The 16,893-nt window shown below is 65.3% G+C and carries 16 protein-coding genes and 2 pseudogenes; 11 read left to right on the top strand and 7 right to left on the bottom strand.

From position 1 onward, the window contains the following. Positions 1-489: 489 nt before the first annotated feature. The 9 genes from ACRXBZ_RS29120 (at position 490) to ACRXBZ_RS29080 (ending at position 10,065) form a co-directional block, all read left to right on the top strand. Positions 490-813 carry an urease subunit gamma gene (locus ACRXBZ_RS29120; protein ID WP_168587156.1) on the top strand — a complete coding sequence of 108 codons (324 nt, stop codon included), beginning with the start codon at positions 490-492 and terminating at the stop codon, positions 811-813. Between the two features lie 2 nt (positions 814-815). Further along, complete coding sequence (locus tag ACRXBZ_RS29115; protein WP_433884003.1) at positions 816-1,370, top strand: urease subunit beta; 555 nt, start codon at positions 816-818, stop codon at positions 1,368-1,370. Then, positions 1,370-3,298 (top strand): urease subunit alpha, encoded by a 1,929-nt coding sequence (gene ureC / locus ACRXBZ_RS29110; RefSeq protein ID WP_433881777.1) that lies wholly within the window; start codon positions 1,370-1,372, stop codon positions 3,296-3,298. The genes ACRXBZ_RS29115 and ureC overlap by 1 nt, the downstream gene beginning before the upstream one ends. 10 nt (positions 3,299-3,308) lie before the next feature. Further along, positions 3,309-3,968 (top strand): urease accessory protein UreF, encoded by a 660-nt coding sequence (locus tag ACRXBZ_RS29105; protein ID WP_168587155.1) that lies wholly within the window; start codon positions 3,309-3,311, stop codon positions 3,966-3,968. 13 nt (positions 3,969-3,981) lie between these two features. Further along, positions 3,982-4,683: an urease accessory protein UreG gene (gene ureG, locus ACRXBZ_RS29100; protein WP_433884002.1), complete on the top strand. Its 702-nt coding sequence runs from the start codon at positions 3,982-3,984 to the stop codon at positions 4,681-4,683. Continuing rightward, positions 4,680-5,492 carry an urease accessory protein UreD gene (locus tag ACRXBZ_RS29095; RefSeq protein WP_433881776.1) on the top strand — a complete coding sequence of 271 codons (813 nt, stop codon included), beginning with the start codon at positions 4,680-4,682 and terminating at the stop codon, positions 5,490-5,492. Before ureG ends, ACRXBZ_RS29095 begins: the two co-directional genes overlap by 4 nt. Positions 5,493-6,273: 781 nt before the next feature. Beyond that, positions 6,274-6,501, top strand: a complete 228-nt coding sequence (locus tag ACRXBZ_RS29090; protein ID WP_433881775.1) for a hypothetical protein — start codon at positions 6,274-6,276, stop codon at positions 6,499-6,501. 899 nt (positions 6,502-7,400) lie between these two features. After that, entirely contained in the window at positions 7,401-8,603 is a 1,203-nt protein-coding gene (locus ACRXBZ_RS29085; protein WP_433881774.1) for a mandelate racemase/muconate lactonizing enzyme family protein, read from the top strand. A 121-nt stretch (positions 8,604-8,724) separates the two neighbouring features. Then, a complete protein-coding gene (locus ACRXBZ_RS29080) occupies positions 8,725-10,065 on the top strand; it encodes an MFS transporter (RefSeq protein ID WP_433881773.1) in 1,341 nt (446 codons plus the stop codon). Between the two features lie 162 nt (positions 10,066-10,227). Here the strand turns inward: ACRXBZ_RS29080 and ACRXBZ_RS29075 are convergent, their stop codons facing one another. After that, positions 10,228-10,560, bottom strand: coding sequence for an FCD domain-containing protein (locus ACRXBZ_RS29075; protein WP_433881772.1), 333 nt, complete (start codon positions 10,558-10,560; stop codon positions 10,228-10,230). Between the two features lie 405 nt (positions 10,561-10,965). Continuing rightward, positions 10,966-11,745: an IS66 family transposase gene (locus ACRXBZ_RS29070; RefSeq protein WP_433881771.1), complete on the bottom strand. Its 780-nt coding sequence runs from the start codon at positions 11,743-11,745 to the stop codon at positions 10,966-10,968. 184 nt (positions 11,746-11,929) lie between these two features. On the opposite strand from ACRXBZ_RS29070, the gene ACRXBZ_RS29065 reads away from it, so the two are divergent. Next, positions 11,930-12,295: a hypothetical protein gene (locus tag ACRXBZ_RS29065; RefSeq protein WP_433881770.1), complete on the top strand. Its 366-nt coding sequence runs from the start codon at positions 11,930-11,932 to the stop codon at positions 12,293-12,295. 475 nt (positions 12,296-12,770) lie between these two features. On the opposite strand, the gene amaB is transcribed toward ACRXBZ_RS29065, so the two are convergent. The 4 genes and pseudogenes from amaB to ACRXBZ_RS29050 all read right to left on the bottom strand — a co-directional run. Beyond that, positions 12,771-14,306 carry an L-piperidine-6-carboxylate dehydrogenase gene (gene amaB, locus ACRXBZ_RS29060; protein ID WP_433881769.1) on the bottom strand — a complete coding sequence of 512 codons (1,536 nt, stop codon included), beginning with the start codon at positions 14,304-14,306 and terminating at the stop codon, positions 12,771-12,773. Between the two features lie 36 nt (positions 14,307-14,342). Continuing rightward, positions 14,343-14,468: a hypothetical protein gene (locus ACRXBZ_RS29055; RefSeq protein ID WP_433884163.1), complete on the bottom strand. Its 126-nt coding sequence runs from the start codon at positions 14,466-14,468 to the stop codon at positions 14,343-14,345. 111 nt (positions 14,469-14,579) lie between these two features. After that, positions 14,580-14,732, bottom strand: a pseudogene (locus ACRXBZ_RS42185) (hypothetical protein); the annotation flags it as partial. A gap of 47 nt (positions 14,733-14,779) precedes the next feature. Then, positions 14,780-15,736: pseudogene (locus ACRXBZ_RS29050) on the bottom strand (VOC family protein); the annotation flags it as partial. A gap of 3 nt (positions 15,737-15,739) precedes the next feature. Here ACRXBZ_RS29050 and ACRXBZ_RS29045 point away from each other — a divergent pair. Beyond that, positions 15,740-15,892 (top strand): hypothetical protein, encoded by a 153-nt coding sequence (locus tag ACRXBZ_RS29045; RefSeq protein WP_433881768.1) that lies wholly within the window; start codon positions 15,740-15,742, stop codon positions 15,890-15,892. Positions 15,893-15,916: 24 nt separating this feature from the next. Here the strand turns inward: ACRXBZ_RS29045 and ACRXBZ_RS29040 are convergent, their stop codons facing one another. Further along, entirely contained in the window at positions 15,917-16,891 is a 975-nt protein-coding gene (locus ACRXBZ_RS29040) for a LysR family transcriptional regulator (RefSeq protein ID WP_433881767.1), read from the bottom strand. Positions 16,892-16,893 lie beyond the last annotated feature (2 nt).

The raw sequence follows: 16,893 nt of genomic DNA, 5'->3' as shown, positions 1-16,893 counted from the left end.
CGAATGGGTTAATCTTTCATGCTTCTGCCAGAGCAAGGGCTGCCCGCTCTTGCTCTAGGGTCGCACTGTGCTCATCGAACGCCCCGAGTGTTGCGGCTTTATCCCGCAGAAGGACTACGCCACGCCCGAATACGGGACGGCTCCCGACACCTCTGTTTGTCGGGCCCGCCACTGTCATTCCGGGTTGTGATCCCCCTCAAGCGGCATGTGCCGGCTCTGACGAAGTCACTTCCTGCGGCCATATCGCGATCGCATGCGATCTTCACGCCACCGTTGCCATGATGCACCGAATGCGGACGGCGGTGGTGCCTCCCGAAGCTCCGCTGGGGACAAGCCGACAGTGCACAGCGCTGGTGTCGGCGCTTTGAGACATACCCGTGCGAGTTGCTCAGATTGAGGGCGCAAGTCCCTACGAGCTGATTGTCTTTCCCGAAGTGCAGCACGCGTCCGCGCGTGCGCCCGAACCAGATTCAAGTGGAGGCGCCATCCATGCGTTTGTCCCCGAGAGATCGTGAAATGTTGCTGGTGCATGTTGCCGCCGACCTTGCCCGCACGCGGCGTTCCCAAGGAGTTCAGCTCAACTATCCCGAGGCGATGGCGATCATCACTGCCTACATTCTGGAAGAAGCCCGAGCCGGCCGTCAGGACGTTCCGCAACTCATGGACAGCGCCACCAAGGTGGTACGGCACAGCGAATGTATGGAAGGGGTGCCCGAGATGATGCGTGACCTCGCCGTCGAAGCGACATTTCCGGATGGCACCAAGATGGTTGTGCTGCAAAAGCCGATCCAGCAGGACGAGGTGTCGGTGTGAGCATGGTTCCCGGGCAAGTGATCCCCGGTGACGAGCCCGTTTCCTTCAACGACGAACCCGTCCCGCCTCCGCCTCTGCCGGAGGGTATGCCGTGGCGGCGCACGGTGTGGGTCAAGAACTTCGGAACCCGGGCCATTCAGGTAGGGTCACACTTCCACTTCTACGAGGCCAACTCCGGGTACGCCAACACCGAGTCCGACGCCTCGGCGAACGTCGGGCCGGCGGTAATAACCGGGCCAAAAGGTCTCGCGGTCCTTGCCGGCGCAGACGGGGATCCGGTCAGCGAGGAAGAAAAACGGAAACGGACCGCCGGATACCGACTGGATATCCGGGCGGGGACAGCGTGGCGGTTCGAGCCGGGATGCACCTACGAGGTGCCCCTCGTGGCGCTCGCCGGTGACGGGACGGTAACAGGGCTGAGCACGCGAGGAAACCTCAAGAACTGGGTCTGGTACCCAGAGCAGGAAAAAGACTCAGACGACGCCGAAACCTTTCAGTCGGCTTCGGTTGGTCAGGATGCCGTGCGTGGCTCGGACACTGCCAGGGGAGACGCGTGATGAGCGAGGAAACCGGGCGTGATTCGCGGGAGTTTCCCGCCTCCCTGAAGCGGCTTCACGGGACGGATCAACCCGTCCCGCTGCCCACCCCCGTCAGGACGATTGACCGACAGGCCTACTGCGAGAGCTTCGGCCCCACGAAGGGCGACCGAGTCCGGCTGGCCGACACTGACATCTGCATCGAGGTCGAGGAAGACTACAGCCGGGGCCAGCACGGCAGCGGCAACGAGGTGGTGTTCGGCGGCGGCAAGGTCATCCGCGAGTCGATGGGCCAAGCCTCCTCCTCCCGTGAGCAAGGCACCCCGGACACGGTCATCACCGGCGCGCTGATCCTGGACTGGTGGGGCATCGTCAAGGCGGACGTGGCGCTGCGGGACGGCAAGATTTACGCCATCGGCAAAGCAGGTAACCCCCAGTGCATGAGCGATGTGCGGGCCGCAGATCTTCCGATCAAGACCCACACAAATGACCCGGTGAACGATCTCGTGATCGGCCCGGAGACCGAGATCATCGCCGGCAACGGAAAGATCCTCACGGCCGGGGCGATCGACACGCACGTGCACTTCCTTCTGCCTGAGCTGGCCGCGCATGCGCTCAGCGGTGGTATCACCACCTGCGTTGGTGGCGGCACGGGAATGGCCACCGGCAGTCTGGCAACGACCGCGACCCCTGGCGCCTGGAACATTCAACAGGCGATCAAGGCAATGGACACCGTGCCGCTCAACATCGGTCTGCATGGCAAAGGCAGCGCAGGCGGCGGCCAACAAGCGTGGAAGGCGCTGGAAAGCCAGGCCAAGGCGGGTGCCTGCGGCCTGAAGATCCACGAAGACTGGGGGGCGACCCCGGTAGCCCTCAGAGATGCGCTCGCCGCAGCGAACGAGTTCGGGCTGCAGGTGTCACTGCATTCGGACACCCTCAACGAGGCCGGGTTCTACGAAAGCACAGCGCAGGTCATCAGAAACAGTGGCCGCAGCATTCACAGCTTTCATACCGAGGGATCCGGCGGCGGGCACGCCCCCGATATCCTGCAGTTGGCATCGATGGACAAAGTTCTTCCGGCGTCGACGAATCCGACCCTGCCATTGACGAGGAACACCGCCGCGGAGGCCAAGTGGATGGTGATCCTTGCGCACCATCTGAACTCGCGAGACCCGAACGACATCGCCTTCGCCGAAAGCCGGGTCCGGCGGCACACCATCTTCGCGGAGAACGTGCTGCACGATCTCGGAGCGCTGTCCATCACCAGTTCCGACGCGCTGGCCATGGGACGTGTCGGGGAACTGGTGATGCGCACCTGGCAGACGGCTCACGTGATGAAGCAGTACTGGGCCGACACGATGCAGGGGCAGTTCCCGGACCGGGATCAGGCCGGCGACATGGACATGCGCCACGACAACGAGCGTGCCAAGCGCTACATCGCCAAGTACACCATCAATCCGGCGATCGCCCAAGGCATGGACGACGACATCGGGTCCATTGAGGTCGGCAAGTACGCGGACCTGGTGCTGTGGGATCCGCGGTTTTTCGGAGTCCGCGCCGAGATGGTGTTGCAGGCCGGAGTTCAGGTCTGGGCAGTGTGTGGTGACCCGAACGCATCCGTGTCGCAGCCGGAGCCCTACTGGGGGCGCATCAACTGGGGCAGTTCGGGCAAGGCGGTGACCTCGTGCACGCGCGTGTTCGTGGCTCCGGTGGCGACGCCCAGCAAAGACGCCCTCGGAACCGAAACGCCGTGGGTGCCGATCAAACCGACCGGTGAACTGAACAAGAAGAACATGAAGAAAAACGCTGCCCTGCCCACGATTCACGTCGGGAACAAGGAGGAGAACGCGGAGGACTCCTACGTCGTGACCATCGACGGCCAGGAGTATCCGGCGCCAGCATCACCACCGGAACGTATTCCGATGACGCAACGGTATTCCCTGTTCTAGGAGCGCTCGCATGCCCATCCTGCACGCAGCAGCGCTTCTGCTGGCTGATGGTCGACTGCCTACCGGTGGCCACGCGCACTCAGGCGGAGTCGAGACTGCGGTCGCGACCGGAGTGGTGCGCACCATTGACGAACTGCGGGAGTTCTGCCGGGGCCGGCTGCACACCACCGGCAGCACTGCGGCGGGACTGGCCGCAGCCGCCGCCAGCGGCGCTGACCTTGCGCACCTGGACGCCGAGGCGGATGCCCGCACGCCTTCGCCGGCGCTGCGGTCCATCTCCCGGCGGCTTGGCCGGCAGATGCTGCGCACAGCACGGCACCTGTGGTGGTCCCAGCGGCTGGCTGCCGCTGCAGAAACGCCAGACGGTCCGCACCACCCGGTGGTCCTGGGATGCCTGTCGGCTGCGGCCGAACTCACCCCGCGCGAGGCGGCGCTGCTGGCGGCAGTCGACTCCATCACCACTCCGGCCGCAGCCGCTCTCCGGCTCCTGGGCCTGGACCCGTTCCAAGTCTCCGGAGTGCTGGCGGAACTGTCGGGTGCGGCGGATGCCGTCGCCGACAACGCGGCCATGCTCGTCGCCGCCGGGACGCTGCCGTCCAGGGCCGCACCCTTGCTTGAGGTCTACGCCGAACAACACGCCGCCATGGAGGTGCATCTCTTTGCATCGTGACGACAACCATAATCTGCACTGGGGTGGTGGAACGGTCAGCACCCCAGTCGCGGCCCCACCGGGAGACCCAGCCGAACGGGGCCTGTGGGTGGGCATCGGCGGCCCGGTCGGAGTCGGCAAGACCGCACTGGTGGCCGCGATCTGTGAACAGCTACGGGAACAGCTTCGACTGGGTGTCGTGACCAATGACATCTACACCACCGAGGACGCCGACTACCTCAAAAACCGGGGCGCACTCCCGCCCGAACGCATCGTCGCCGTGGAGACAGGAGCCTGCCCCCACAGCGCCGTACGCGACGACATTTCGGCCAACCTGGAAGCCGCCGAAGAGTTGGCAAGGAAGGCGCGGGCCCAAGACGGCGAGCCCCTGGACCTGCTGCTCATCGAAAGCGGCGGCGACAATCTCACCATGACCTTCAGCCGGGGGCTGGTGGACGCCTGGATCTTCGTACTCGATGTTGCCGGCGGCGACGACGTTCCCCGCAAAGGCGGTCTGGGGGTCACCAGCGCAGACCTCCTCGTCATCAACAAGGTCGACCTGGCGCCCTATGTGGGTGCCGACCCCGACCGCATGATCCATGACGGCCAAGCCAGAAGGGAAGGCCGACCCACGGTCATGAACTCCCTGCAGCAGGACCCGGCTGCCTCGCACGTGGTCGACTGGATTCGGCATCTGCTAGACGTGCGGCAACCGGCCCGTTCCGGACGATCATGACCCGCTCTGCCGCTCCCACCGTGGGGCGAACCGGCATTCGTGCGCGGGCCCGCCTCACCGTCCGGCAGGGAAAACGGGGCCTGACCGTGCCAACCCAGATGTTCGGAGAGCCCCCTTACCACCTCCAGCAGGTCGGCCGAGCCGACACCGCGCCACTCCGGGTGCTCATGAGCGGCTCCTGCGCCGGCCCGCTGGGCGGCGACCACTACACCGTCGACGTCGATGTGGGACGCGGTGCGGCCCTGGAATTCGGCAGTGCCGCAGCCGCCGTCGCGCTGCCCTCCTCCGACCAGCACCCCTCCCATATCGCAACGCACATCCATGTCGATACCGGCGGACGTCTCCTGTGGGCACCGCAACCAACCATCTACGGCGGAGGTAGTCGTCACCACACCACCACCAGCATTGAACTCCGCGATGGCGCCAGCCTCATCTACCGGGAGACCCTGGCGCTGGGCCTGCACGGCAGGCTCCCGGCCATGGCTCTCTCCCACATCAGGGTCACGCTCAACGGAAAACCGTTGTGGGACCAAGAAACCGCCATCGGAGACGAGGCCCCGGGCAGCATGGGGCCGGCCATCACCGCTGGAGCCCAAGTGCTGCAACAAACCCTGCTCGTCCGCCCCGACCTGTGGTGGCACAGCGCCACGCACGACGTACCAGCACAACTACTGGCCCCAGGTAGTTGCCTACTCCCCTTGGCAGGGGGCCCAGCACTGGTCATCAGCGTGCTAGCCAAGCACGTGGAGGAAGCAACCCGAATCTCGGCCAAAGGCTTGACCCTGGCTGGGCTCACCGACACGCCATAGCCTCGACCAACTTCGTCGCGCCTCCACCGAATGCCCGTGAGCGTTTTTCGGTGCTATGGCACCCAAAATCACTCACGGCCAGGTGACGACCTTCGCCGCGGCGGCGCGTCGGATCGGTAGCGGAAAGTCCGGCCGCCGACATCCTGGCCCTGCTGGACCGGTTGGAGCTGCCGCTGGTCGTCCTGGGCGGATGCTCGATGGGCGGCTCCGTCGCCGCTACGTCGCGATGGCGGGGTTTTCCTCCTGCAATAGAAAACGGGCACCGCGGTTGCGATGCCCGTTGAGGTGGCTCGGGTTGGTCAGGCGGCGTCAGGCAGCTGGTCGCGGAGCAGTTCCCAGGCAGCGTCGAACAGCGGCCGGTGCTGTTCCTGGTACTGCGCCACCGTCACGGTGTGGCGGCCCACGATGCCCTCGATGACCGGCGGCTTTTCGCCGTACCTCTCGACGTAGAACTTCTTGACCTGCCGCCCCCGTGACCGGCGCGAGCTTCCGGCATTGCGCGGCGGTCAGCCGCCGATCCTTACTGAGGTAGATGCTCACCGTCAGAGGCTTGGTCTCGGGTCCAGCTCCGGTTCGGTGCCGAGCATCCAGGACAGTTCGATGCGGCCGAACTGATCGAATCGACCACGCCCCGGGCGGCGTTGAGTGCCCGCATCCGGGCTTCGCTGACCGCGGCGCGCTCGCGCTGCTTGCGGGCGACCTCGTCCTGCAAGTCGACAAGCTGGCCGTCCGTGGCTTGCGGGCTGATGTAGCCGCCACGCTGGCGGATCTCCTTCGGAACTTGCCTGACGCGTTCCTTAATGGACTTGACCTCGGGACGGCGGACAGGAAGATCAGTTCCCTGATTTCGTTCTCGTACAGGACGGAGACCTCCCGGGCGGCTGCCCTTGCCGAGGACAAGCACCTGGTCTTGGTCCACGTCGAGATCGTCGACCATGATGCCGACGACTTCCGACGGCCGGCCACCGTGTCGATGAGCAGACGGATGATCGCGGATCCCGAGGGCTGATCATGTCTCGGCCGTCGCACTGTTTGAGCAACGCCTTGATGCTCGTCAATGGAATGACAGGTACCGGGGACTCCGGCACGTGCGGCGGTTTCATCCCGGTCATGGGCGAGGTCGTGATCTCTTCCTCGTCGACAAGGAAGTTCCAGAACTGTTGCAGCGCGCGGAATCGGCCGTTGGCCGTCGAGGGTTTGCGGGTTTCCAGCAGCTCGATGATCCAGTCGCCAACGTCGGCGCGCACGACGTCGGCGGGAAAGCCGAGCCGGTCGTGTGCCTCAACCCAGTCGGCGAACCGGCGCGCCGTCGAGCTGTAGATCTCGATGGTGTTGGCCGACTTGTTCTCGCGCTTCAGGGTCTAGCCGAAGTCACGGATCAGACCGTCCCACTGCTCCCTCATGGGAGCGAAGTTGTGTCCACAGAGACAGTGAGCTGCAGAAACAGAGAAAACGCAGGTCAAGGCAGTGCAGCTCGGCACCGTTCAGCGCAGTACAACACGGGTCAGCGTACGGTCTGATCGATCCTCTCAGCCACCACGCCAGCCAAGTGCGGCAGCAGCACGTCCAACCACTGATAAGCACACGCCTGACCATGAGCACAAACGCCTGATCCGACTGGATTCGAAAGGACAGTCCGACTCGAACACTGGTGCGTATGCGATCGGAGTGGAGATTTACACCAGGCGATCGGTGGCTGAGATTTTATTTGGATCGTGTTTCACCGACGTTTCGGATCAAGCATGCTGCAGATCTCCTGAACGGCCGTGAAGAAGAACTGTTCCAGACTCCCTTGCTGTGAGCTGGGACACGGAGCTACAAAGTGCACACCGCGCGGCGGTCGCCAATCGACCCACCGGGATATGTTGACCAACCGCGACAGCGCGGCGGAACGAAGGATGCGATGCGATGACTTGTAGCGACCTTACTGAAGCCGGACCGGATGCGCCGGTCGCGGGTTTCGGCGTCATAAGCCCCAAGATCGTCGGCCTCGACGTCTGGCATGTCCCGGTCAAACTACGCCGAGGGCACGTCATGTCCTTCGGCACCGCGGTGGTGGCCGATCTCGTCGTCGTCCGCGCAACCTCCGACGACGGAACTAGCGGCTGGGGCGAGGTGACCCTGCTCGGTGGGCCGCACTGGTCGGAGGAAAGCGCCGAATCCGTCGTCGCGACGCTCGCCAAGTACCTCCTGCCGCGGCTGGTCGGTCGCCCGATCCACTCCGCGTGCGGCCTTGTCGACGCACATGCCGATATCCGCGGCAACCGGTTCGCCAAGGCGGCGTTGGACATCGCACTCGCGGACCTCCGCGCTCGTACCCTGGGTATCCCGCTCGGCGCTCTGTGGGGCGGCCACCACCCTGGCACGATACCGCTGAGCTGGAGCCTCGCAGGGCGCACCGTCGAGCAGGACATCGTTGAAGCGGCCGAGCGACGGGAAGCCGGATTCGAAATATTCAAGATCAAAGCTGGCGCTCTTCCGCTGCATGCCGAACTCGCCCGCGTCACGGCCATTCGAGAAGCGCTGGGGCCCCACGTCTCGCTGCGGATCGACGCTAACCAGGGCTGGAGCCGCGCCCAAGCCGGCCGCGCGTTGCCAGTACTGGAGCAGCTCGACATCGCCTTCGTCGAACAACCCTTGGCCGCGGATGACATCGCCGGGATGGCCGCGCTGCAAACCGCGACCCGGATACCGATCGCCGCAGACGAGTCCCTGCAAACACTCGCTGACGCGACGGCGCTCGCCGGCTCCGATGCTGCTCGTGTGTTCGTCTACAAGGTCGCCAAGCACGGCAGCCTGGAGCAAGCCCGCCATGTTGCCGCTGTAGCGGAAACGTCGGGCATCGAGGGATACCTCGGATGCATGATCGAGAGCAGCATCGGAACTGCCGCCTACCTCGCGTTCGCAGGCTCAGGGATCCCGTTGTCCTACGGCTGCGAATTGTTCGGCCCGCAACTCCTAGTCGATGACCTCACGCACGATGGCATCGGGTACGAACGCGGCGCTGTCCTTCCTCCGCTCGGTCCAGGGCTCGGAATCGACGTCGACGAGGACAAGGTCCGCGCCCTCGCACACACCCGTCACCACGTCGACAAAAAGGCGCTCGAGTAAAACCCGTTCGCCCCGTTCCCGGCAGATCGGAAGGGGCCCATGGCAGCACCCACTCGCCGCCACCACTCAACAGAACTCAACCTCCACCTCGCCCCGTCGTCACACCAGAAGGACTGACGCCATGAGCCAGAAGCCTGCGGACTTGGAGTTGTCACCACACTCCGAGGCGACCAGGACATCCACCGCCGAACAGCTCTCGCAGGTGCGGCGAGCCGCCCGCGCGTCGTTCATCGGGACAACGATCGAGTGGTACGACTACTTCCTCTACGGAACGGCGTCGGCACTGATCTTCCCCCGGGTCTTCTTCAGCAACCTCTCGCCCGGCGTGGCCACGTTCGCATCCCTGGCCAGTTTCTCCGTCTCGTGGCTCCTGCGGCCCATCGGCGGGGTGGTCTTCGGCCACTTCGGCGACCGGTTCAGCCGTAAGAAGATGCTGATGATCACGCTCATCATGATGGGCGGCAGCACCTTCCTCATCGGAGTTCTGCCGTCCTACGCGGCGGCCGGAATCTTCGCACCGATCCTGCTGATCCTGCTGAGGATGGTCCAGGGGCTGGCGCTCGGTGGGGAATGGGGCGGCGCGGCGCTGATCGTCGTCGAACACGCACCGCCCAGGCGACGCGGGTTGTACGGTGCTGCTGTTCAGATGGGTGTGCCCGCCGGGCTGTTGCTCTCCACCGCTGTCGTCGCGCTGGCCTCGACGCTGCCGGACGAAGCCTTCTTCAGCTGGGGCTGGCGGGTTCCATTCCTGCTCAGCATCGCGTTGGTGGTGGTCGGATACTGGCTGCGCACCGTGCTCGAGGACCCCAAGGCATTCCGCCAGCAGGTGGAGGAAACCAGGGCCGCACAGCTCCCGATCGCGGAGGTCCTGGCCACTGCCAAGCGCAAAACCATTCTTCTCGCGCTCGTCCAGTTCGCGTGCAACACGGGCTACTACATCTTCACCGTCTACACCGGATCCTACGCGACCGAGCAGTTGGGGATGCCTCGATCCTTCCTGCTGGAAGCCCTGATGATCGCGGCCGCCGTCGACCTGGTCATGCAGCCCGTCTTCGCCGCGTTGTCGGACCGCATCGGGCGGAAACCGGTTTACATCTTCGGGTCTCTGTTCATCGGTGCCTGGGCATTCCCGTTCTTCGCCCTGCTCAGCTCGGAGACCCAGCCACTCGTCTGGCTTGCCATGATCGGGGCCCTCGGGATCGGACACGCGGCGACCGGCGGGATCAACGGGCCGCTCTACACCGAGCAATACCCGTTGCGCATGCGTTACACCGGGGCGTCGCTAGCGTTCCAGCTGTCCGGAATCGTGACCAGCACACCGGCACCGCTGGTGGCGGCGTGGCTGGTGACGGCGACGGGGAACACGGACTCCATCTCGGTCTACGTCATCGCCTCCGCAGTCATCTCCGTGGTGTGCGCGCTGCTGCTCGAAGAGACCTACCGCAAGCGCATCGACGAATGAACCGGCCCTGAGGCTGTCTCCCGCGCGCCCGCGCAGCGGTGGCTGGCGGTGGACGAATCCCTACGCCGGTTCGGCCCCGCGGCGAGGAGGATCCCGTTCACCGCGCGACGCCGGATGAACGTGGTTGAGATCCCTGCGAAGCGGCGGCCAGCCGTCGCCCGTTCAGTCTCGGGTGCTGATCGCGCTCAGCAGGTGTGCCTGGGCGTCTTGGAGGTACCGGCGCATCTCGTTGGATGCCTCGGTGTTTCGGCCTTCCTCGAGCAGCGTGCAGATCTGGGCGTTGCGCTTGAAGTATGAGGCGTGGAATTCGGCCGGGTCGGTGGTCTGGTGGTAGGCGAGGTGGAGCTGGGTGAACAGCTTCGCCGCGAAGGTGTCGAGGCTTGGCGAGCGGGCGAGCGCGATGATGCCCAGGTGGAAGTCCAGCCCGGCCCGCCTCATCCGGTCCAGCTCACGGGTGGCGGTTGCCCGCACGCCCACGTCGGATGCCTCGCGCAATGGGCGTGGACAAGCGGAGCTGCCGATTGTCCTGAGTCATCCCGCCGCTGAATCCAATGCGCGGCTTATCGGGGACCGTTTCCCACAGGTTCGCGCCATCATTGCACCGGACTCCGACAGGCTTGAGCGGCACATTGGGGAGGCGGACGCGCTGCTTGCCCTCCGCTTCCCAGTGGAGGTGTTCGAGCGAGCCGGCAAGCTGCGGTGGTTTCAGTGCACCGGCGCCGGCGTCGATTCGCTGCTTGCGGTCCGGGACCGGCTAGGCAGCGTCACGGTGACCAAGGCCCGCGGTATCCACGGTGATGTCATCGCGGACTTCGTGATGGCCGGCGTGACGATGCTGCACTGGGATTTCCGGTGTCCATTCAGGGCTGAACAGGACGCTGGGCGGTTTGATCTTTGTGGTCAGGCTGTGACCGGTGGCATCCAGGGGTTGCCGGTGAGGGCGGCGTGGATGGCGTCGATGGCGCGTCGCCCGTGGTTGGTGGCGCTGGTCAGGTAGGAACGGACTCGGCAGAACCGGGCCAGGGTGGCCAGGGTGTGCCAGTAGCCGGAGACTTTCTGGTGCAATTTCGGGCTTTTGAGTGCTTGTTCCGAGGCGTTGTTGGTCCAGGGCACCGCGAACACCCTGGTGAACAGCCAGACTTGGCCGGCTTTGCCGGCCAGTCGGGTGGCGAGGTTGTAGCCAGGGTGGTTGCCTTTGTCCCAGTCGCGGTGGCGGTTGGTGGCGATTCCCCAAGCGACGGCTTTGTCGTAGCGGGCACGCAGGTCGGCTAGCAGGTCGCCGTCCTCGCCAGTGTCGGGGTACGCGATGTTGACCGGTGTTTCGTCCGCGCACAGCACCGGTTCGGCGGCCAGCACGGCGCGCATCGCGTCATCGAATCCTGCCTGATCCAACGCCTCAGCGACACGTTCGTGCGCGCGGGCGACGAACCCGGTCGACACTGCAGCGCCCAGCAACGCTTCCATCAGCGTCGCGGTGCGCTCCACCGGCACATTCCCGGTCGAGGACAGCAGGACCGCCGCGGCGTTGACGTTCGGCCCGTAGCACACCGCCCCGGCCTGCCCGAAAGGCACCGCCGCGGTCGTGGTCTTCCCGCAACTGCCACACTGCCATTTCGGCAGCCGGTACTGCACCCGCTGCAGCCGGATCGATGGGGTATCCCAGACCTGCGTCCAAGACATCCCCGCATCCCGGCCCTCTGCCAGATCCGTGCCACAGCCCGAACACTACGCAGGCTCGGGCGCGGTCTCACTGCGATCCAGCTTCACCACACGCTGCAAACCCGAGCCTGGATGCCCGGGTTGGCCGCCCGGCTTACGGTCCTTCGATCGCACCCGCTGTGAGCGCTGCGCGCGGCGTTTCCCCTTGGCCGCAAGCGAATCCTGCTACGGCGGGGTCGAGGAATTCGTCGAATCCATCCCCAACCTGCGCTTCAGCTCCGCGTTCTCCGCCCGCAGTGCCGCCACCTCGGCCGACAGCGCCGTCACCAATTCCGCAAGCTGCTCATACGACGGCGCAGGCTGCTCGGGCGGTACGGACACGGCCACAATGATCGACGATCAAGCCAACAAGATCAAGCCAGACACGCCCCACCAGCTCAACCCAAGCCATGATGGACACGATTTCCGCGGGATTCTGCGGGAACAGGCTATGAAGCTTCAGGCCCTTCTCGCGGGCCACCTGATGGCCATGATCAAAACAAACGCCCCAATCGCCCTGTACGCACTGTAACGGCTGATGTGAACAAGCGTCGTGATGTGAACAAGCCGCACAGTGTCCGTGATGTGGCGATGCCCCGCACCGTGGGTGCGGGGCATCGCTGCGGGTGGCGGGGCCACGACTAAGATCGGCTTCTCTTTTGTTCCCATTGTCGGCTCATGGCCTCAGTGAGGAGATATTTTTTCATACGTTTGACAAGAAGATCCGCCAATGCTTCCATTTCTTTCATGTCTTGTTGCCGAGCCCCGGAATCAACCGAGCTTCATTGATTTCAGCGCTGTAAATCGGCATGTTCATTACTCCTGTTGAAAAGGTTTCAGCCCAAACGCTGCGGGTCACACCCGCCTTTCCCTATATGCCATCTTACCCAAAAACCGAAAAGGATCTTTAAACAACCGCGGCATGCCGAGCGCAGCTCCGCCACCCTTCGATGTTGGTCCTGCTGCGGGCTCGTTGCCGCAGCAGGACCAACGGCCTTGACCGGTGGTCAGAGGAAGGTGACGTTCTGCGCGAGGGCCAGCTCGGTGGAGTAGTTGACAATGTTGGTGGAGCGCCGCATGTAGGACCGCCAAGCGTCGCTGCCAGACTCGCGTCCGCCGCCGGTTTCCTTCTCTCCGCCGAAGGCTCCACCGATCTCCGCGCCGGATGTTCCGATGTTGACGTTGGCGATGCCGCAGTCCGAGCCGTCGGCGGCCAAGAAGCGCTCTGCCTCGCGCTGGTCGTTGGTGAAGATGCAGGAAGACAGTCCCTGCGGCACATCGTTGTGCAGGCGCAGCGCTTCGTCGAAGTCGCTGTAGGTCAGAACGTAGACGAGCGGGGCGAAGGTCTCCTCGCGGGCGACACCGTTCTGGTCGGAGATCCGCACGATTGCCGGCTCGACGAACGCGGCGTCAGGTGCCTCCTCGGCCAGCCGCCGGCCGCCCCCGACCAGCAAGCTCCCGCCTTCGCCTTGGGCTCGCGTGATCGCGTCCTGCATCGAGTCGAACGCGGCTGTGTTGATCAGCGGCCCGACCAATGTGCCGTCGTCGAAGGGGTTCCCGATCGGCAGCTTGGCGTAGGCAGCGGTCAGCCGATCCAGCAGCTCCTCGGCGATGTCCGCGTGGACGATGATGCGGCGCAGGGTCGTGCACCGCTGGCCTGCGGTGCCCGCAGCAGCGAACACGATGGCCTGCGTGGCGAGGTCGATGTCCGCGGTCGGTGCGACGATGGCCGCATTGTTTCCGCCGAGTTCGAGCAGCGACCGTCCGAACCGCGCTGCAACCCGCGGCCCGACCTCCCGTCCCATCCGGGTCGAGCCCGTCGCGCTGACCAGTGCCACAGCGGGGTTGTCGACCAGTTGCTCGCCGACGCCGCGGTCGCCGAGGACGAGCCGGTGGACGTCTTGGGGAACACCGGTCTCGTCGCAGGCCCGGGCGAGGAGGTGGTTGGCCGCCAGTGAGATGAGCGGGGTGAGCTCGGACGGTTTCCAGACCACGGTGTCGCCGCACACCAGCGCGATCGCGGTGTTCCACGACCACACGGCTGCGGGGAAGTTGAATGCGGAGATCACACCGACGACGCCGAGCGGGTGCCAGGTCTCGGCGAGGCGGTGGCCGGGCCTCTCCGAGGCGATGGTCTTGCCGTACAGCTGCCGTGACAGGCCCGCGGCGAACTCGCAGATGTCGATCATCTCCTGAACCTCGCCGAGGGCCTCGGAGCGGATCTTGCCGACCTCGATCGTGATCAGGTCGGCCAGGTCGGTCTTGTGCCGGCGGAGGAGCTCACCGAGCCGGCGGACCAGCTCGCCCCGGCGCGGGGCGGGAACGGTCCGCCACTGCAGGAACGCGGCCTGCGCCGCGTCGACGGCCGCCGCTGCGTCATCCGCTGTGCATGCCTGCAGTTCGAAGAGGTTCGCACCCGTCAACGGGGTTCGACCGTGCACGCCGTGGCCGCGAGGAACGCTCGCGCCGACGTTGCGCAGGGCGCGGAGCGCGCGCTCAAAGAGCGTGTCGGTGTTGGGCAGGAATGCCGTTGTGTTGGTCATGAGGCCTTCTCGTCGATTGGTCGGTTGCGGAAGGGGTCAGGAAATGGCACCGGCTAGATCCAGCGATTGTGCGATGGCCTGGATGGAGGCGATCCGCTGCTGTTCGTAGAGCTCGAACGGGTCGTGCACAGGACGGTCGATGGCGGCGGCCATCCAGTTCATGTCGTAGGTCGCTCCTGCCTGGTTCGCGTCGCGGGATCCTTCGCCGGTCAGGTTCGACTGGAAGATTCCAGCCGCAGACCGGGGCAGGAAGTCCTCGTAGACGACCGGTTCCGCTCGTACCCAACCCGCCTCGCGCAGTTCACGGATCGAGGCAGGAGGCCTCTCGCGACCGACCGGGCGGTCGGGTGCCAGCTGATAGGTGAAGAAACCGAGTCCCTCGTCGTCGAGCGTTTGTTCGTTGTTCGGGAAGCCCTCGCTCCACACCTGTCGAGCGATCGCGTCCCTATCCACATTGGGGGCGTCCGCCTTGCGGCGGTCTCAACAAGCAGGGCGTCGTAACGAGCCCGGCCACTGCTGGTCAAGGCGATACCCCGTGCCTCGACCTCGCCGAAGCGGACGCGCAGCGTTCCCTGACTGACCGAACCGTCCTGCGCCCGCATCAGGCGTGGCTCTGCGAGCGCCTTGAAGGACGTCTGCCGGAGCAGGACGTCTGGGCCCTGCCACCGCGGTGGGCCCTGGATGGCGTCGATCATGGTGATACCGCGGTCGTTCATCCTGCGGTAGAGCTCATCGATGTCCAGCACCCGCGGAGTCAGGTGGTTGATGTGAGTATTCCGAACACCGCCGATGTCCGCGGCGACCGCCGAGACCCTCTCCAACTCTTCGTACCAGGACCTGTCGACGGGCTGCGGCGAGAGTTTGAAAGCACCCACCGCGTGCTGAAGGAACAACTCGGCCTCGTCGGAAAGCAGTCCCCCTGCGGCCTCGGCCCGCGACGCAAGCTTGAGGAGCGCCGGTGGGAACAGCTCGCGGGAATGGAGGAAGTTTCGCAGCCGCGCGCGGAGGTCATCGTCGAAGAACCGTTCGTCGTCGACGGCGAGCATGGAGGTGAACACGCGAAACGGGTTGCGGGCCAGTTCGTCGCCGTCAATCGGACGGAATGCGGTCGACACGACCGGGACAGCGCTGCGGGCGGCCTCTCGCAGATCATAGAAGCCGACCGGGTACATCCCGAGCGCGGCGAAGATTCGCGCTACCTGCGCCAGCTCCCGCGGGGTCCCGACGCGGATCGCTCCATGCCGTTCGGCGGTGACCCGCTCGATGCTCCCGAGCCGCTCCGCGCTGTCCCCCTGCCGGGCAAGCACGTCGCGGTTGACCGACGCGGAGACCTCCACGAGGTCGCCGTACGCCGGGACCTCCTGCGCATACATGCTCGACAACGCCGCCGCGAAGCGGGCCCTCAACTTCCAAGTGGGGACGATTGTCATGCGGTGCACTCCTTCTTCAAGGCTCAAAAGGACGCGGGCGAGCGAATCAACGACGGAGTCCGCTCGTCGTCGATGACGGTCAGCGCGGGCCGGACACGCAAAGCGCAGGTCTCCGCTCAGCAGAACCAGGACGCGCTCTCAGGTCAGCAAACCTGAATCTGCCATGTCTCCAGGCGGGATCTACCGGCTCGGTCGGCCGCGGGCGGCCAGGGCCTCGTGGACGGTGTCCGTACCGAATCCACTCTTCGTCCACGTGATGAAATGATCCGCTGCTTCGTTGATCGCTGCGATCGTCTCAACGAGCAGGGGGTTTTGATCTGCCGACCGATGCACAGCCCGGATCTTGCGCCGAGGGCGCCGACCGGAAATGCGATGCATCGTGATGGTGGGATCTACCCCTAGCGCGAGCGCCGGCACAAACGCAATGGCAAGGTTCTCGCGCACGATTCCCCGGATCACGTCGAAGTCGTTCGTCTCGAACCTGACGTGGGGGGCGAACCCGGCCTGGGAGCACCAGTACTCCAGGTTCGCCCGACCCGTCGAGTCCGGCCTGTTGGCGACCCAGATTTTGTCCGAGAGCGAGGCGAGATCGACTGTCGGAGCCAGCGACCTGCTGCCGTTCACGCCCGCCAGTACGACGATCTGCTCGTCCAGGATCGGATGAACGGCGAGGTCGTCGGGCCATGCTTCCGGGACGGCGTCGTACTCGAAGACCAATCCGAGATCGGCTCTCATGGAGCGGATCGTTTCGGCAATGGCTGACGACCGGGTCTCGTCGTGGACGGTGAACTCCGCGTCCGGGAACCGCGCCACGAGCGGGGACAGGGCCCGCGGCAGCAGACGGGAGCCGATGCTGGGGAACGAGGCGAGTCGGAGTCGCCCGCGATCGCCGCGGGCGGCGCCTCGCATCTCCTCCTCGAACTCATCCAGTCTGGCGAGGATGCCGCTCGCGATCTCATTGACCTGCTGCGCCGCCGCAGTGGGCCAGAGGTTGCGCGGCCCGCGCTCGAACAGCTGAACGCCCAGGCTGCGTTCCAGTGCTGAGATCTGTTGTGAGACAGCGGAGGTCGTGTACCCGAGCTTCTTCCCGGCGGCGCTGAGCGACCCCGTCTCGAGGACGGCCTGCAAGGTCTGCAGATGGATGAAATTCAGCATCG

Origin of the sequence: Saccharopolyspora hattusasensis (assembly GCF_050972075.1) — a bacterium.
GTDB lineage: Bacteria > Actinomycetota > Actinomycetes > Mycobacteriales > Pseudonocardiaceae > Saccharopolyspora > Saccharopolyspora hattusasensis.
Note: the sequence above shows the minus strand (reverse complement) of the source record. Positions and strands in the feature narration are given on the sequence as shown.

Excerpts from the sequence above, each read along its gene's own strand:
- ACRXBZ_RS29070 (WP_433881771.1), bottom strand. The coding sequence starts at position 11,745 with ATGTCTTGGACGCAGGTCTGGGATACCCCATCGATCCGGCTGCAGCGG.
- ureC (WP_433881777.1), top strand. The coding sequence starts at position 1,370 with ATGAGCGAGGAAACCGGGCGTGATTCGCGGGAGTTTCCCGCCTCCCTG.
- ACRXBZ_RS29120 (WP_168587156.1), top strand. The coding sequence starts at position 490 with ATGCGTTTGTCCCCGAGAGATCGTGAAATGTTGCTGGTGCATGTTGCC.
- ACRXBZ_RS29085 (WP_433881774.1), top strand. The coding sequence starts at position 7,401 with ATGACTTGTAGCGACCTTACTGAAGCCGGACCGGATGCGCCGGTCGCG.
- ACRXBZ_RS29115 (WP_433884003.1), top strand. The coding sequence starts at position 816 with ATGGTTCCCGGGCAAGTGATCCCCGGTGACGAGCCCGTTTCCTTCAAC.
- ACRXBZ_RS29040 (WP_433881767.1), bottom strand. The coding sequence starts at position 16,891 with ATGCTGAATTTCATCCATCTGCAGACCTTGCAGGCCGTCCTCGAGACG.
- ACRXBZ_RS29080 (WP_433881773.1), top strand. The coding sequence starts at position 8,725 with ATGAGCCAGAAGCCTGCGGACTTGGAGTTGTCACCACACTCCGAGGCG.
- ACRXBZ_RS29105 (WP_168587155.1), top strand. The coding sequence starts at position 3,309 with ATGCCCATCCTGCACGCAGCAGCGCTTCTGCTGGCTGATGGTCGACTG.
- ACRXBZ_RS29095 (WP_433881776.1), top strand. The coding sequence starts at position 4,680 with ATGACCCGCTCTGCCGCTCCCACCGTGGGGCGAACCGGCATTCGTGCG.
- ACRXBZ_RS29055 (WP_433884163.1), bottom strand. The coding sequence starts at position 14,468 with ATGAACTGGATGGCCGCCGCCATCGACCGTCCTGTGCACGACCCGTTC.
- amaB (WP_433881769.1), bottom strand. The coding sequence starts at position 14,306 with ATGACCAACACAACGGCATTCCTGCCCAACACCGACACGCTCTTTGAG.